Origin of the sequence: Butyricimonas muris (assembly GCF_046365375.1) — a bacterium.
Taxonomy (GTDB): Bacteria; Bacteroidota; Bacteroidia; order Bacteroidales; family Marinifilaceae; genus Butyricimonas; species Butyricimonas muris.
The window spans coordinates 292335-308243 of the sequence record NZ_JBKEIT010000004.1 but is presented as its reverse complement, the minus strand read 5'-3'; the positions used below and the strand labels follow the sequence as shown (position 1 = coordinate 308243).

General features: G+C 45.3%; 14 protein-coding genes. 9 read left to right on the top strand and 5 right to left on the bottom strand.

What is annotated here, in order from left to right; genetic code table 11:
- Positions 1 to 61: 61 nt before the first annotated feature.
- Complete coding sequence (locus ACK8P8_RS09045) at positions 62 to 592, bottom strand: sigma-70 family RNA polymerase sigma factor (RefSeq protein WP_369858975.1); 531 nt, start codon at positions 590 to 592, stop codon at positions 62 to 64.
- 307 nt (positions 593 to 899) lie between these two features.
- Positions 900 to 1376: a cytidine deaminase gene (gene cdd, locus ACK8P8_RS09040; RefSeq protein ID WP_186978100.1), complete on the bottom strand. Its 477-nt coding sequence runs from the start codon at positions 1374 to 1376 to the stop codon at positions 900 to 902.
- A gap of 50 nt (positions 1377 to 1426) precedes the next feature.
- Between cdd and ACK8P8_RS09035 the strand changes: the two genes are divergently transcribed.
- The 8 genes from ACK8P8_RS09035 to ACK8P8_RS09000 all read left to right on the top strand — a co-directional run bounded on the left by ACK8P8_RS09035 (position 1427) and on the right by ACK8P8_RS09000 (position 10591).
- The gene (locus tag ACK8P8_RS09035; protein WP_369858976.1) at positions 1427 to 2344 is read left to right on the top strand and encodes a glucosaminidase domain-containing protein; all 918 of its coding nucleotides are present in this window, start codon (positions 1427 to 1429) and stop codon (positions 2342 to 2344) included.
- A gap of 15 nt (positions 2345 to 2359) precedes the next feature.
- The gene (locus tag ACK8P8_RS09030; protein ID WP_099294062.1) at positions 2360 to 2899 is read left to right on the top strand and encodes a DUF4199 domain-containing protein; all 540 of its coding nucleotides are present in this window, start codon (positions 2360 to 2362) and stop codon (positions 2897 to 2899) included.
- A 2-nt stretch (positions 2900 to 2901) separates the two neighbouring features.
- A complete protein-coding gene (locus tag ACK8P8_RS09025) occupies positions 2902 to 3849 on the top strand; it encodes a glycosyltransferase family 2 protein (RefSeq protein WP_099294064.1) in 948 nt (315 codons plus the stop codon).
- Positions 3850 to 3917: 68 nt separating this feature from the next.
- Entirely contained in the window at positions 3918 to 5576 is a 1659-nt protein-coding gene (locus ACK8P8_RS09020; RefSeq protein ID WP_099294066.1) for an MFS transporter, read from the top strand.
- A 337-nt stretch (positions 5577 to 5913) separates the two neighbouring features.
- Positions 5914 to 7107 carry an ATP-binding protein gene (locus tag ACK8P8_RS09015; RefSeq protein ID WP_099294070.1) on the top strand — a complete coding sequence of 398 codons (1194 nt, stop codon included), beginning with the start codon at positions 5914 to 5916 and terminating at the stop codon, positions 7105 to 7107.
- A gap of 16 nt (positions 7108 to 7123) precedes the next feature.
- Positions 7124 to 8071, top strand: coding sequence for an NAD(P)H-dependent flavin oxidoreductase (locus ACK8P8_RS09010; protein ID WP_369858977.1), 948 nt, complete (start codon positions 7124 to 7126; stop codon positions 8069 to 8071).
- A gap of 2 nt (positions 8072 to 8073) precedes the next feature.
- A complete protein-coding gene (locus ACK8P8_RS09005; protein ID WP_369858978.1) occupies positions 8074 to 9315 on the top strand; it encodes a M16 family metallopeptidase in 1242 nt (413 codons plus the stop codon).
- A 7-nt stretch (positions 9316 to 9322) separates the two neighbouring features.
- Positions 9323 to 10591 (top strand): M16 family metallopeptidase, encoded by a 1269-nt coding sequence (locus ACK8P8_RS09000; protein ID WP_369858979.1) that lies wholly within the window; start codon positions 9323 to 9325, stop codon positions 10589 to 10591.
- Between the two features lie 63 nt (positions 10592 to 10654).
- On the opposite strand, the gene ACK8P8_RS08995 is transcribed toward ACK8P8_RS09000, so the two are convergent.
- Positions 10655 to 12175 carry a M56 family metallopeptidase gene (locus tag ACK8P8_RS08995; RefSeq protein WP_303179018.1) on the bottom strand — a complete coding sequence of 507 codons (1521 nt, stop codon included), beginning with the start codon at positions 12173 to 12175 and terminating at the stop codon, positions 10655 to 10657.
- 11 nt (positions 12176 to 12186) lie between these two features.
- The gene (locus ACK8P8_RS08990) at positions 12187 to 12543 is read right to left on the bottom strand and encodes a BlaI/MecI/CopY family transcriptional regulator (RefSeq protein WP_099294076.1); all 357 of its coding nucleotides are present in this window, start codon (positions 12541 to 12543) and stop codon (positions 12187 to 12189) included.
- Positions 12544 to 12680: 137 nt separating this feature from the next.
- Between ACK8P8_RS08990 and ACK8P8_RS08985 the strand changes: the two genes are divergently transcribed.
- On the top strand, positions 12681 to 13208 hold the full coding sequence (locus tag ACK8P8_RS08985; RefSeq protein ID WP_227217431.1) for a DUF4251 domain-containing protein: 528 nt from the start codon (positions 12681 to 12683) through the stop codon (positions 13206 to 13208).
- Positions 13209 to 13248: 40 nt separating this feature from the next.
- Here the strand turns inward: ACK8P8_RS08985 and ACK8P8_RS08980 are convergent, their stop codons facing one another.
- Complete coding sequence (locus ACK8P8_RS08980) at positions 13249 to 15903, bottom strand: zinc-dependent metalloprotease (protein WP_369858981.1); 2655 nt, start codon at positions 15901 to 15903, stop codon at positions 13249 to 13251.
- Positions 15904 to 15909: the final 6 nt, after the last annotated feature.

Genomic DNA, 15909 nt, shown 5'->3' with positions numbered 1-15909 from the left:
TGTGCTTTTATACATAACACGTAAAGAAACCCGAATCATGTGGGCTAAAAATGAATAATTTTTATTTTTTAACAAATAAGACGTACAACAACACCATTTCCTCCCCGGACAATGATTCTCGTAACAACTTCATAGCCTTCGTGATATGCCACCTTACCGTGTTGATTGAAATATTCAACTCATCCCCCGCCTCCTGATATTTTTTCTTTTCAAGAAAACATTTACGAAACACCGTCGCCGTCTGCATCGGCATATTTTCTATCACGCGCATCACTTTCGCGAGCAACTCCTCGTGCTCCTCGTACTCTTCCTCCGCCTCCGGCAACGTCCGCTGGTAAGCCAAAAACTTCTCCTTGGATTTTTCCCGCCGCAAAAAATCAAGCGAACGGGAACGGGTTAAAGTATACAACAAGGGACGTAATGAAACAGAAGCATCCAACCTCGTGAAATTTCTCCAGACATACTCGTACACGTCCGTGACAATATCCTTCGCTTCCTCCTCATCCCGGACGAAACTCAAGGCATGCACGTACAAATCCTTGTAATAAGTATTGAACAAATATTCAAAAGTATCTTTGTTCTGTTTATTCATAATGTAACTTTTCTCGTTCAAAGATAGCTATTTTAACACTCCGTTCCAAATCACGCCCGTTTTCTCGCACCTTTGTCATTTGAATACCTATAACTACCCTTTTCCTACCCCTTTCCTAAAATTTTGAGCGAGTTTCGGGCGGGATTCAAGTGACTATTAGGCGGCATCGCCCACTCTTCGCCTGATGTTCGCCCACACTTAGCCCACGTTTTAACGAAATATAAGGAAATTTAAAACTCACGCGTGGCACGTCCCCTGAATCAATAATATCGCTCTCGAAAACCTATCTTATCCCTACGCGGGAGTATCACGGGCGGGTATCCCCTAATTTGAAGGAGAAAGGCAATAGCTGACTCGCCTTCACCAGCAAGGTACTCGTGCGCCCGATAAGGATTACGTCAAAATCAGCATGATAGCGCCCGACAATCTCGGACATCACCTGCCGGCAAGCCCCGCAAGGCGTGACATACTCGTCGACCTCGACACCCTTGTCCCGTGCCGCGACGGCTATGGCTTTCACCCCGGCTTCCGGGTAAGCGGAACAGGCATAAAACAAGGCGGTGCGCTCCGCGCAGAGTCCCGAGGGGTAAGCCGCATTCTCTTGATTCGTACCACGGATTACCTCCCCGTTATTCATCAAAACGGCTGCCCCGACAGCAAAACCGGAATACACGCAATAAGCATTTTCCGTGATTTCCAAGGCGGCACGACACAATTCCTCGTACCCTTCCGGGTAAGATTCCCGGTACAAGATGTAATCTATCTTTAATTCCGCTTTCTCCATTCTAATTTTTTTCGTAATTTTACCGCCAATATAAAACTTTATCACGAATCATGAGCAAGATTTACGCTATTTTATTTCTTACTTTTATATGTGTCAACATATGCGGTGCAACGAACGACAGTAGAAAAGCATTCATCAAAAAATACAAATCCATCGCCATTCAGGAAATGGATCGCACGGGAATACCTGCCAGTATCAAGCTGGCGCAAGGGATACTGGAGTCCGGTTGCGGCAAATCCCAACTGGCGGTAAACGCGAACAATCATTTCGGTATCAAATGCCACAACTGGAACGGGGCAAGTTTTATCATGGACGACGACAGCCGGAACGAGTGTTTCCGCAAATACCGGAATCCCGAGGAATCGTGGGTAGACCATAGCGAATTTCTGACCTCCCGCTCCCGGTATGCCCCATTGTTCAAACTTTCCAAAACGGATTACAAGGGTTGGGCGAAAGGACTGAAAAAGGCAGGATACGCCACGGCTCCCGATTACGCGCAGAAATTAATCAAAATCATAGAAGAAGAAGAGTTATATCAATTCGACAAACCCGGGAAAAGAAATCGTCAAAGCCCGGGCGAACTGAACTATAAACTCGGGGACACGAAGAACTACCAAAGCCGGGTAGTCTACATCAACAATATCCCTTGCATCAAGGTGCAGGAGGGCGACACGTTTGAAGGCATCTCCCAGTATTTCGGTATTCCCTTGAAACGTCTTCTGGCTTACAACGACAAAAACGAACTCTCCACGCGTAACGGTATGCACATCTTCTTGAAAAAGAAGAAAAACAAAGCTCCCAAAGGTTACACTTTCCACAAGTGCAAACCGGGTGACACGATGTACATGATTTCACAAATATACGGTATCAAACTGGCGAAATTATTACAATACAATTACATGGAGAACGGGGATAAGCCGCAACCCGGAGAAATGATCTCCTTGAGAGGGGCAGCACAACTATATTGAAAGGAGTCGTGAATAATGGAAAATACAAACGAATCATTCTTTAAACCAAACACGTTATTCGGCGGACTTATCGGCGGCAGTTTCATCATCGCCTCTTTGCTCTTCGCCTACGCGGGCAAAGGAGTCGTGGCGAACCCGCAATTCAATAATATTATCATGATGCTGACCATTTTCGGGGTTTTCATCGGGATAAAAAAATACAGGGACGACCACTTGGCGGGAATCATATCCTACGGGAAAGCCCTTTCCACTGGCATATATATCCTTGCCGTCGCGGCAGTTTGTTACGCCGTTTACACGTTTATTCTTTACTCTTCGGACACGGAATTGCTGGCTACCTATAAAAAGGTCATGCTCACGATGATGAACGAAGTGTACAAAAACATGAATTTACAGGAATTATTCAACACGAGTTTGAGCGACCTGTTCTTTTCTCCCGTCGTGATCGCTTTTGGAGAATTATTCAATAGAATACTGGTAGGGGCTGCATTCACTCTCTTTATAGCCGGACTGGTGAAAAGAAAGACGCCCCCGTTTAACCCTCAACAATTTTAGTCATGGATATATCTGTTGTTGTCCCGTTATATAATGAAGAAGAATCGCTCCCGGAACTCGCCGCATGGATTGAACGGGTGATGGAAGCCAACCATTTTACTTACGAAATCATTCTGGTTGATGACGGTAGCAATGACTCTTCTTGGAAAGTGATAGAAGAGTTATCCGCGAAAGACAATCGCGTACGGGGAATCAAATTCCGCCGCAATTACGGGAAATCCGCCGCCTTACACTGCGGATTCGAGGACGCGCAAGGCGAAGTAGTGATCACTATGGACGCGGATTTACAGGACAGCCCGGATGAGATACCGGAACTCTACCGGATGATCACGGAAGAGGATTATGACCTCGTGTCCGGCTGGAAACAGAAAAGACACGATCCAATCACGAAAACAGTCCCCACGAAACTTTTCAACGCCACTGCCCGACGCTTCTCGGGTATCAAACTGCACGACTTTAATTGCGGGCTGAAAGCCTATAAATGTGCCGTGGTGAAAAACATCGAAGTGTACGGAGAAATGCATCGCTATATTCCCATACTGGCAAAACAAGCCGGATTTACCCGCATCGGTGAAAAAGTGGTACACCACCAAGCACGCAAGTACGGCGTTACCAAGTTCGGGTTAAACCGTTTTATAAACGGTTTCCTAGACCTGCTCACGGTAACATTTATCACGCGTTTCGCCAAGAAACCCATGCACTTGTTCGGGGCGCTGGGCACACTGCTGTTCATCATCGGTTTCTGTGCCGCCGGATGGATCGGTATCGAAAAACTCATGGCGCTTTCAAACGGACTCCGGGCACCGCTGGTCGCGAACAACCCGTATTTCTATATCGCACTGACTTGCATGATTATAGGTAGCCAGCTCTTCCTAGCCGGTTTTTTGGCAGAACTGGTGTCCCGAAGTGCCAGCGACAGAAATGTGTACAGAATTGAGAAAAAAATTTAAAGATTTTCCATATTTTATTTTACCTTTGGGCGTTTGTGTGCAAGATCAACTTTTTTAAATAAATAATTATGGTAGAAAAAATTCAACAAACCCTTAGAGATTCAGCAGCCATGCGCTGGACGGTTCTCTTACTCCTAGCTTTTGCCATGTTCTGTTCTTATATCTTTATGGACATTCTATCGCCCATTAAAGATTTAATGCAGTCCACCCGAGGTTGGGACTCCACTGCATTCGGAACAATGCAAGGATCGGAAACATTTTTGAATGTCTTTATCTTCTTCCTCATTTTCGCGGGAATCATCCTTGACAAAATGGGAGTTCGCTTCACGGCAATCCTTTCCGGGGTCGTGATGCTGGTCGGTGCCACCATTAACTGGTATGCCGTGACCGAAAGTTTTCAAGGTAGCGGATTAGACACTTGGTTTACCAACAACTTGAATTACATCCCCGGTTTTGACGAATTGGGTATCTCTCCTTTCTATAAAGGAATGCCCGCGTCAGCAAAATTCGCGGCGGTAGGCTTCATGATCTTCGGGTGTGGTGTTGAAATGGCAGGTATCACGGTTTCTCGCGGAATCGTGAAATGGTTTAAAGGTCGCGAGATGGCTTTGGCCATGGGGTCCGAAATGGCTCTAGCCCGCTTGGGAGTAGCTTCCTGTATGATCTTCTCGCCGGTATTCGCCAAACTGGGCGGCAATATTGACGTTTCCCGTTCAGTAGCTTTCGGGGTTATCTTGCTGCTCGTGGCGCTTATCATGTTTATTGTCTATTTCTTCATGGACAAGAAACTCGATGCACAAACCGGAGAAGCGGAAGAGAAAGACGATCCATTCAAGATCAGCGACTTGGGCAAAATTATGTCGAGCATGGGATTCTGGTTGGTAGCCTTGCTTTGCGTACTCTACTACTCGGCAATCTTCCCCTTCCAGAAATATGCCGTGAATATGTTGCAATGTAACTTATCGTTCACTAGCGTGGATCCCAATTCATTCTGGGCAACGAACACAGTTACCGTTATCCAATATTGTATCATGCTTGTTGTAGCTGCTGCCGCTTTTGCCAGCAACTTCTCGAAAACGAAAGGCATGAAGTACGGGTTACTGGCGTTGGCAATCGTGTCATTGATTATATTCTGTTACATGGGTTACATGCGTCAGAGCGCAGAAACCATTTTTGCCGTATTCCCGTTGTTGGCAGTGGGTATCACTCCTATCTTGGGTAATTACGTGGATCACAAAGGTAAAGCAGCATCCATGCTTGTCATCGGTTCCATCCTGCTTATCATTTGCCACCTCACTTTTGCCTTCATTTTACCCATGTTCCAAGGAAATGCCATCGGAGGTGTCGTCGTTGCCTATGTCACGATCCTCGTCCTCGGCGCCAGCTTCTCTTTGGTACCCGCTTCACTGTGGCCTAGCGTACCGAAATTGGTAGACTCCAAAATTATCGGTAGTGCCTACGCTTTGATTTTCTGGGTTCAAAATATCGGGTTGTGGTTGTTCCCCCTACTCATCGGTAAGGTATTGGATAAAACTAACCCTCAACTGGTAGCCGATTTGAAAAGCGGTATCATTACCCCCGAAGAAGCCGCCATTTCTTACAACTACACCGCTCCGCTGGTGATGTTGGCTTGCTTGGGTGGAGCCGCCCTGATTTTGGGATTCATACTAAAAGCAGTAGACAAGAAGAAAGGTCTTGGCTTGGAATTACCGAATATCCAGAAGTAAACGAATTATTCTAAATCATATATAAAGCCTTCGTCACGCGACGGAGGCTTTTCTAATACAAGATCAAAAGATGGATACACACTCAAAAGAGGCTGTGGTGTCAAAAATCATTTTCTTCTAAAAACTCCTCCGTCTGCTTCGCAGCCACCTCCTCTATAAACAGAGGTGGAACCGGTGACTCTCACTGAAGACAGTAATTCAACTCTCCCTCTGTTTATAGAGGGAGTACCCCGAAGGGGGGAGGGAGTTAAAAATGCTTTCTGCAGAAAGCATTTTAATGGAAAAATGTTGTCTACAGAAAGCATTTTTAATATCTTTGCCGTAAAAGATAAAAATCATGGAATCTCTATTTGAACGATTTTACCAAAAATTACAATATACAGATACTTCCTTTACCCGTGGAATGATAGAGCAAATTCACTGGGAAGCACGACTTATCGGCATTCGCGGTGCCAGAGGAGTCGGAAAAACAACACTACTATTACAACACATTAAATTACATCTTCCCCTTGACAATTCCACACTATATGTCAGTTTGGATAATATTTGGTTCTCTAACCACCTTTTGTACGATCTTGCCGATAGTTTCACGAAAAAAGGGGGAAAATATCTATTCTTGGATGAAGTCCATAAATACCCGAATTGGTCTCAAGAACTTAAAAATATTTATGACGATTTCCCCACTTTATATATCATTTTCACGGGTTCCTCTTTACTGGAAATATTAAATGCAAGGGCAGACTTAAGCAGGCGTGCTATCGTCTATGAAATGCAGGGATTATCATTCCGCGAGTATCTGAATTTTTATCAAAAAACAAAATTCCCGATTCTATCGTTGGGGGACATTTTAAATAAACACGTGTCTCTAGCGGCTGAAATAACCGATAAAATAAAACCTTTACAATATTTCCCCGACTATTTAAAAAACGGATATTACCCGTTTTACCAAGAACTCCCTCCTCTATATTATCAACGTATAGAAGAGATTATCAACATGACATTAGAGATAGAACTTCCCCTGTTGCGGGGAGTCGAAATATCGTACGTTCCAAAGATCAAACAATTGCTAAAAATTATCGCCGATGCCGTACCCTTCTCCCCGAATATCGCCAAACTAAGCGAAAGAATAGGTATCAGCAGGAATGCCCTGATCACCTATTTAAACTATTTACAAGAAGTACATATCACGAACAACTTGACGAGAGCGACAAACGGAATCGGTATTTTACAAAAACCGGAAAAGATATATCTGGACAACACGAATCTGATGTTCACTTTATCTTCTACTCAACCCAACATAGGGAATATCAGGGAAACATTTTTCCTGAACCAACTCGCTTACTTGTTTCCAGTGAGTTCATCACAAGAAAGTGATTTCTTTGTTGATAATAAATACACGTTTGAAATCGGGGGAAAGAATAAAACGAAAAAACAAATCTCATCATTAACAGAGGCTTATATTGCTGCTGATGAAATTGAATTCGGACACGATATCAAAATCCCGTTATGGCTATTCGGATTCTTATACTAAATACAAAATAAATATCATGGAAAACAGAATAACAAAACTTTTCAATATAAAATACCCGATCATTCAAGGGGGTATGGTATGGTGCAGCGGTTGGCGATTGGCTTCAGCTGTAAGTAATCACGGTGGGTTGGGACTATTGGGCGCAGGTTCGATGCACCCGGAAACTCTAGTGGAACATATTCACAAAATGAAGCAGGCGACCGATAAGCCGTGGGGGATCAACGTGCCCCTGCTTTACCCGGAAATCGACCGGCTTATAGAGATCATTATCAACGAAGGGGTAAAAATTGTATTCACCTCTGCCGGAAGCCCGAAAAAATGGACACCCTTGTTAAAATCACACGGGATCACGGTGGTACACGTGATCAGTAGTGCCGTATTCGCCAAAAAATGCGAGGAAGCAGGCGTGGATGCCGTGGTTGCCGAAGGATTCGAGGCGGGAGGACACAACGGACGGGAAGAAACGACGACACTGACTTTAATCCCGAATGTGGTGGAAGCCACCACCCTTCCCGTGATAGCTGCCGGGGGAATTGCCTCGGGTAAATCCATGGCGGCAGTCATGGCACTTGGTGCCGAAGGCGTACAAATCGGGACTCTTTTTGCCGTGGCGACAGAATCATCCGCACACCCGACATTCAAACAACGGGTACTGAACACTGATGAGGGCGGAACGATGCTAGCGTTAAAGAAACTTGCCCCTACCCGCTTGATTAAAAACGAGTTTTTCGAGCAAGTAAAAGCGCTCGAGGATGCCGGTGCAGACGCCGCGCAATTAACCCAATTGCTAGGGAAAGGCAGAGCGAAAAAAGGTATATTCGAGGGCGATATGGTGGAAGGCGAACTCGAAATCGGACAAATCGCATCCATGCTTCATAAAGAACAAACCGTGGCGGAAATGATGCAAAACCTGATAACCGACTTCAACGACACGATGAAGAGATTCGAAAATGTAAAAATGTAAAAATGATAAAATACACCCGACACGTACTGGATAACGGCTTAACCGTTATTTGCAACACGGACACGAGTACCCCTTTTGTTTCCGTGAATATTCTTTACAAAGTAGGGGCAAAAAATGAAGCTCCCAACCGTACCGGGTTCGCGCACTTGTTCGAACATCTGATGTTCGGGGGCTCAAAACATATCCCGGACTATGACACTCACGTGCAGAAAGCCGGGGGAGAGAACAACGCGTTCACGAATAACGATTACACGAATTACTATATCACGATTCCCGCGTCCAATATCGAAACAGCCTTGTGGCTCGAATCCGACCGGATGTTGGCTCTCGACTTCTCGCAGAAATCACTTGACGTGCAAAGAAATGTCGTGACCGAAGAATTTAAACAACGCTATTTCAACAATCCTTACGGGGATATCTGGTTAAAATTGCGCCCGCTGGCATACAAAGTACACCCGTACCAATGGCCCACTATCGGGAAGAACATAGACCATATTACCGGAGCCACGCTGGAAGAGGTGAAGGATTTTTTCCATCGTTTCTACGCGCCTGACAACGCGATACTCAGTATCAGCGGTAATATCACGGACACGAAAGCGTTGGAACTGGTGAAGAAATGGTTCGGGGATATCGCCCCTGCCCGTTACACGAGGCAAGCCATACCCGTTGAACCGCGACAAACCGAGGAACGTCGCTTGGTTTGCGAGCATAACAAGGTACCCGCTGACGCGATTTACAAGGTTTATCACATGGGAGATCGCCGTTCGGACAACTTCTATGCCTGCGATATCATCTCGGATATTTTATCCAACGGACAATCCTCCCGCCTGTATATCAATTTAATCAAAAACGGAAAATTATTCTCGGAAATCGACGCTTATATCACCGGGGATATGGACCCCGGGTTATTCGTCTTCTCGGGAAAACTATCCGAAGACGTGGCAATCGAAGAAGCCGAAGCCGCCATACAAAACGAGATTGACCACTTTATCGAAGACCCGATCACCGAACGGGAATTACAAAAAGTAATCAACAAAACGGATGCCCGCATCTCGTACAGCGAAATAAACTACCAGAATAAATCGGCAAATCTCGCCTTCTTCGATTATCTGGGCGATATCGAACTTATCAATTCCGAGAGCGAGAGATACGCCCGAGTATCCCTCGACACGCTAAAGCAGACTGCCGGGGAATTATTCTCCCCGCACAATTGCTCCACGTTATGGTATCTCAAAGAAAAATAATATGATCATGAACAGAAATATAGAACCGCCTATTACCGAAATTTCCCGCCCAACCTTGTGGGGACACCAACAAATCACACTTCCCAACGGACTGGAAATCGTGTACCTGCACGACCCGAATCAGGAAGTGTTCAAACTTGACATGGTAGTACCCGCCGGGAGTTACAATCAACCGCAACCCGTCGTGGCGTCCTCCATGCTCAACATGCTCAACGAGGGCACCCGAAAGCATACAGCCGACGAAATTGCCGAACTTTTCGATTACCACGGGGCTTACGTGGATTTCAACTGCGGGGTACACAAGTCGGAAATAAGCATGATCTCCTTGAATAAATACGCCAACGAAACGATCCGAATGGTGGCGGAAATGATACTCGAAAGCGTCTTCCCGCAAAAAGAACTGGAGATTTACATACGCAACAGAAAGCAGCAACATCTGGTAAGTATAGAGAAGACCGCTTATCTGGCACGCATGGAATTTATTTATCGCCTTTACGGGGATACGCATCCTTACGCCAATCGCTTCACGCTGGAAGACTTTGACCGGGTAACACCGGAGATATTGATGAATTTCTATAAAGAACGTATGCAAGCCTCCCGGTGCCGGATCATGCTTTGCGGTAATATCAACGAAGGCGTCCTCCGGGAAGTCAGTGAAGCCTTCGCTCCCATGGGTAATTTGCCCTTGCCCGAAATAGAACAATTTGCCATGCATCCTTACACACCGGGCAGATACCACGTGTCAAAGCCCGACGCCGTGCAAACGAGTATCCGTATTGGTAAATCGGGAGTGTCCTTGCTTGACGAGGAATACACGGACTTTCAGATTCTCAATATGATACTCGGCGGTTATTTCGGCTCCCGGCTGATGTCGAATATCCGGGAAGAGAAGGGCTATACTTACGGCATCGGTTCCTATAACGTCAATTTGCCTCTGGCAGCTTACTGGATGATCGCCACGGACGTCAATGCAGACCAAGCCGAGGCGACTATCGACGAGTGTATGAAAGAAATCCGACGCCTTCAAACCGAACCCGTGCCGGAAGAGGAATTACACCTCGTGAAGAGCTATTTTAACGGTGAACTGTTGCGGGAACTCGACGGCGTATTCGCCCAATCGGATGCCCTAAAACATAAACTCAATTACGGGACAGACAACTCGTTCTATTTCCGGATTATCGACCGCATCCGCACCTGCACAGCAGAAGACATCACGCGTATGGCAAACAAATACCTCCGACCGGAAGAGATGTATATCATCACGGCGGGGAGATAAAGGGAAGAGGCTGGTTGAATTGTCTTTGTCATTTTGACCAGCCTCCTCTACTACTTGTTCATTCTAGTTTAATCTGAAATTAATCGGTGCTGTATATGATACTCTCACGGGTTCTCCTCTTTGTGTCCCCGGAACCCATTTGGGCATGTTTTGCACAACTCTGATCGCTTCCTTATCTAACAAAGGATGGACAGAACGAAGAACAGTCACACCCGTGATTGTTCCATCTTTTTCAATAATAAATTGAACCGTCACCCGACCTTGGATCTTTTGTTTTTGAGCTTCCTCCGGATATTTTACATTTCTTCCCAAATATTTATTTAGATCTCCCGGGAATTGAGGCATACTTTCCACAACTTGAAAAATATCATTGGAATTTCTTATACTGGCTGTAGTCGAATCTACAGAAACCGAACGAAGATCATCTATAGCAAACACGCCATCCTGCATTTTTACAACTAATTTTTGTTCATCTTTCACATCACGAAGTTGCCCTTTCTTCCCGACATAGGAGAAAAACAATTCCGCACCGGGTTTTACGGTGATCGTAAACTCGCCTTTGTCATTTGTAAAAGTTCCGATATTAGTCCCTCGAATGACCACAATAGCATTCTTCAATGGTTTATTATCAGCATCCATCACAATTCCTTTTGCCACAATAGAATCTTTCCCAACCACGCTTGCGTACTCTCCGTTCTGTTGCACAATTGCCTGAACGTTGCTGGACAAGATCAACAGTCCCACTACCGGAAACAGCAAGGCATACTTGACCAGTCCCATTTTTGATGTTCTTTTTTTATTCATCATCATAATACGTTTTTTTAAAGGTGTCACGTTGAATTTATTAACTATTTGAGCTGCAGCCGAAGTACAAGTAAGGCGAAGAAGATGATACTGGTAGGCTTTCCGGTCAAAACCGGAAGTCACAACCTGTTTATCCGCCAAAAATTCCAGATTACGTCGAATCTCCCGTTTCAATAACCACATGGCAGGATTAATCCAGAATAATGCACACAACAATTCGGAAATCATCACGTCGACAGAATGACATTGATCGACATGTGTTTTCTCGTGTGTCAGAATCTCCTGCAAATCATGGGATTCATACAGGGAGGGATTAATGAATATCCACTTGAAAAAAGAGAATGGCGTAACATGAGCCGGTAAAGCTATAACGGGAGTGGAATGACAGAGCATGCGTTCCCCTTTACCCATCAACCGGAATATAGAAAATATTTGTAATAAAATACGAATCAACAAAACGCTCGCCACCAAGCCATAACACAACCCCACGATACCCGTTACGGTAAATTGCGTTACCGCCTCATCCGGTCTCACCGTTATTTCCGGTAAGAAAACAGTCGTGTATTGAGAAACAGTTTCTTGAATGACCGCCCTCTGTTCTTCCCCGAAAGTAAAAGGAATCAACGGGTAACACAAGGACAAAACAAGAATCGTCAACAAGCAAACCCGACGGCTCGTGAAAAAGGTATCCCGACTAAACAATAGTCTATAAAAAAGATAAAACACGATAAACGCTATATTTATCTTCATCAGATAGATGAATGTTTCACTCGTGAACATGGTTTTTATTTTTATTGTTTCTCGATCAATTTGATAATCTCTTGCAGGTCTTCTGCCGAAATTTTCTGTTCTTTAGCGAAAAAGGTCACCATCTCTTTGTAAGAATTCTCGAAATAATTTCTCACGACTCCCGACATGAACTTTGTCTTGTACTCGTTTTCATCCACGAGCGGCATATACTCGTAAATATTCCCGTGCTTCTTACTTGTCAGAAATCCCTTTTTCTCCAAATTCTTCACGATTGACGCCACCGTCGTGTAAGGCGGCTTCGGTTCTTCCATTTGATTTAGAAAATCTTTTATGACTCCGTTTTTCACCTGCCAGATGATCAGCATCACTTCTTCTTCCTGATATGTCAATTTTTCCATACGTCTTTCTTTTACGATTCTTTCGCAAATCTACGAATATTTCGTAATACTACAAACTTTTCGTAAAGAAAAATCACATATTATTTTTCACAAAACCATTTTTCTCCTTTCTCGTATACCGACCTAAAACGGGAAACATGAAAAGACTATTATTTATTACCGGACTATTACTCGCTATTATAATCATTCCGGTCAAAGCGCAAAGCAAAAAAGAAATTCGATTTGAGAAAGAGTTTCAGAAAACACTGGCACTTGTCAACAGTGATAAATTTATCGTGAAATTCTATATTGCCACGCCCACGGTGGAAACCCTTTTCACTCCTCCCGGAGCTGGGAACAATATTGATATTGAGCCCAAGAACAGTTACTTGTGGGTAAAAGATTCCCTCGTGGGAGTAAAAATCCCTTATTTCGGTAGCGGAGCCGTGAAATCCGGTTCACAACTGGACTCCATTTCATTCCAAAACATCCTGTTCAGCCGGACGGTGAAAGTCTATTGGGAAGGCAAGAAAAAAGCGATAGCGTACCAGCTTACCGTTATGTCCGGCGGGAACGTGTACTACTTGAACATGCACGTTCAATACGACGGAACCTGCTATCTCTATCTCAGCGACCGAAGACGCTCCCCGATCAGCTATGTCGGTCAGATAGTAAAAAGGGACTGACGAATACTACCACCTATTCGTACAGTCCCCGGCCACGCTCTCAATTCACACCGAGCATCTGATTTATCGTAAACAACATGGCTTGATAATGAGCCTTATCAGCCGGATTTGTCGTTACTATCCTTCGTTCCAGCAAAGATTTGATCTTCAATGCCGAGTCATAATAATACGTCGTTGATTCATCTATCGCGTCACATGTCACGGGACTTTGCCACCCGTACCCGTAGCCAAAGCCGGACAGTCGCATTTGTTCTGCCATATAAGCCTTTCCTTCCCGTGCTTCCAATTCCGTCAACTCTTTGGAGTAACGTGCGATCGTTCCCGTTTCATCCAAACCGTAAAGACATATTTCCTGTATCGAGGGAGCATAAGCGACCTCTGTCGAGATTGCGGTCAACCCGATCTTGTTACCCCCGATAAAGGTCAAGGATTTTCCCATCATATTCACCATCGCTTTCTGCATCACCTTATCGCCGTGCGACAACTTCCGATTTCTGATAGCAGCATCCCATACCCCGGCATACAAGTCATTAAAAAATTCCGCCATCGTGTAAGGATTCTTTCCCTCCAAATAAGAAGACAAAGTCACGTTCATATAAATCTTCGTCAACAAATCGGCGACAGCACTATTCAACGTTGCCGACGCTTTCGAGTGTAACCCGAACTTGGAACATACCTCCCGGTTATCCAGCCACTCGTTATTTTGCAGTTGCCCGATCACCCAAGCTACCGCAGCTTTTTGTTTGGCTTTAGGTACCGGAGTATAACGCTTGGCAGCTGTCCCGTCTTTCGCATCGTTCAAATAAATACCACCGATACAATACGCCGCATTCTGTAGATAACGGCTATACTGGCTCACGATCTGACCATACAAAACCTGACGATACTCCGCCGTTTCATCATCTTGAATCCATTTGTTGAGATTCGACAAGATATATTTCAGATTCTTGATACCGTATTCTCCGGCTTTTATAGGATCATCCCCCAAGTCTTCCTCCAAGGCACTCGGATCATAGCGACTGGCAAGCTGCTGTTTACCGAAACGATACATCGAATCGCCCGCTTTGGCATCAATCCATGATTCCAATACCCGGGTTTCCTCCTTCAAGGAAGTGCTTTCCGGAAAATAAGAATACAACCATTTGATCACAAATTCATCATAAACACCCAAGTCCGGGGGTGTCAAACGCACGTCTTTATCACCGGGTTGAGCCACGTAATTAAACCGGGCATAGTCCATGATAGAAGGTGTCGTACCGTATTCGCGGGTAAACTTAGCCGAACGTAGCGAGTCCACGGGGAATGCACTCGACGCCGCCATATTATGCATCAAACCGAGGCAATGTCCCATTTCGTGTGAAACCACGTAAGCCAATGCTTCTTTCAACACGTCGTCCGGCAATCTCTTACCTCGCACTCGCGGGTCTACCTGTGCCGTCTGGATAAAGCGCCAACTCGTCAACATCTTCACGACATCGTTATACACTAGAATAGACGCGTTCAATATTTCTCCGGTGACCGGATCAACCCACGAGGGCCCCATGGCGTTCTGCACGGCGGAAGGCACGTAGCGTATACAAGAATATTTCAAATTATCCGGGTCGAAATCCAGATCGTCCGTCGGGAAATCCTTCACTTGCACCACGTTCTTAAAACCAATCTTCTCGAAAGCCTTGTTCCATCTCATCAAACCCGTACGTAAAGGTTCTTTCCACAACTCGGGAAAAAGCGGGTCCATGTAGAACACGATCGGCTTCACGGGTTCCACCGTTTCTCCCCGCTTGAATGCCTCCACATCTTTAGGCTCCAAGCGCCAACGATTGGCTAAAGTATAATACTGCAACTGATCGCCCTCGTTGGAAATCTGTTGTTTGAAAGTAAGAAATACCCCCATTCTGGCATCCGAGTAACGGGGACGCATCCGGTCTTCCGGTAATAATAACAGGGTACGGGTAGCCTTGATCGTCAAAGGACGATTGCTATACAGCATTCTTGTCAACAATTTAGCACTCACGCTATAAGAAAGCGATGATTTGATCGACACGTTATCCTCGAAAGCTTTGATATCCTCCAACGAACACAAGGAACGATTCACCGAGGCCGTGTAGGTCAACGGATAGGAACCCTCGGAAACAGGAGAAAGGGCTGCCTCACCGCCATTAAATAAAGCCGTCACATCAAAAACCACCGCCGAACTATCCGGGGAAAAAGCCAACACTTTGTATGCCTCGATAATCGGATTCACGAAATTCTGTGCCACGATCTGTTGCAAACGGGCATCCCCGGCATCATAGTTAATCCGGGCATTCACCCGCCTCATGTGCACGGTACTATCCGTCAGCGTGAAACAGATATGCATCGGGCTTTGCGGTTTATACCCGTTTATGGCTATCGTGTTATCACTTGTTTCGGTCGTGGCGGAAGCGAGCAGCATATCCCGTCCCATCACTTTCAAGGGTATCTCGAAATACAACTTTCCATCCACCTTATGCAAGGTCATAAAACCTCCTTTGGCCATTTCGTGGGCTTTTCCTTTAAAAAGCTTCTCGTATTTAGAGAGTTTCTTTACCGGGGGACGAGGTGCAGTCTTTTCCTCCTCTTTGGTTGTTTTCTTTTTATCCTCGGATGCACTGGCGTTCCGGAAACAAGAACCCACGAGCGCCACAGTGACCAACAATATCATCCATCTTTTCATAGTACT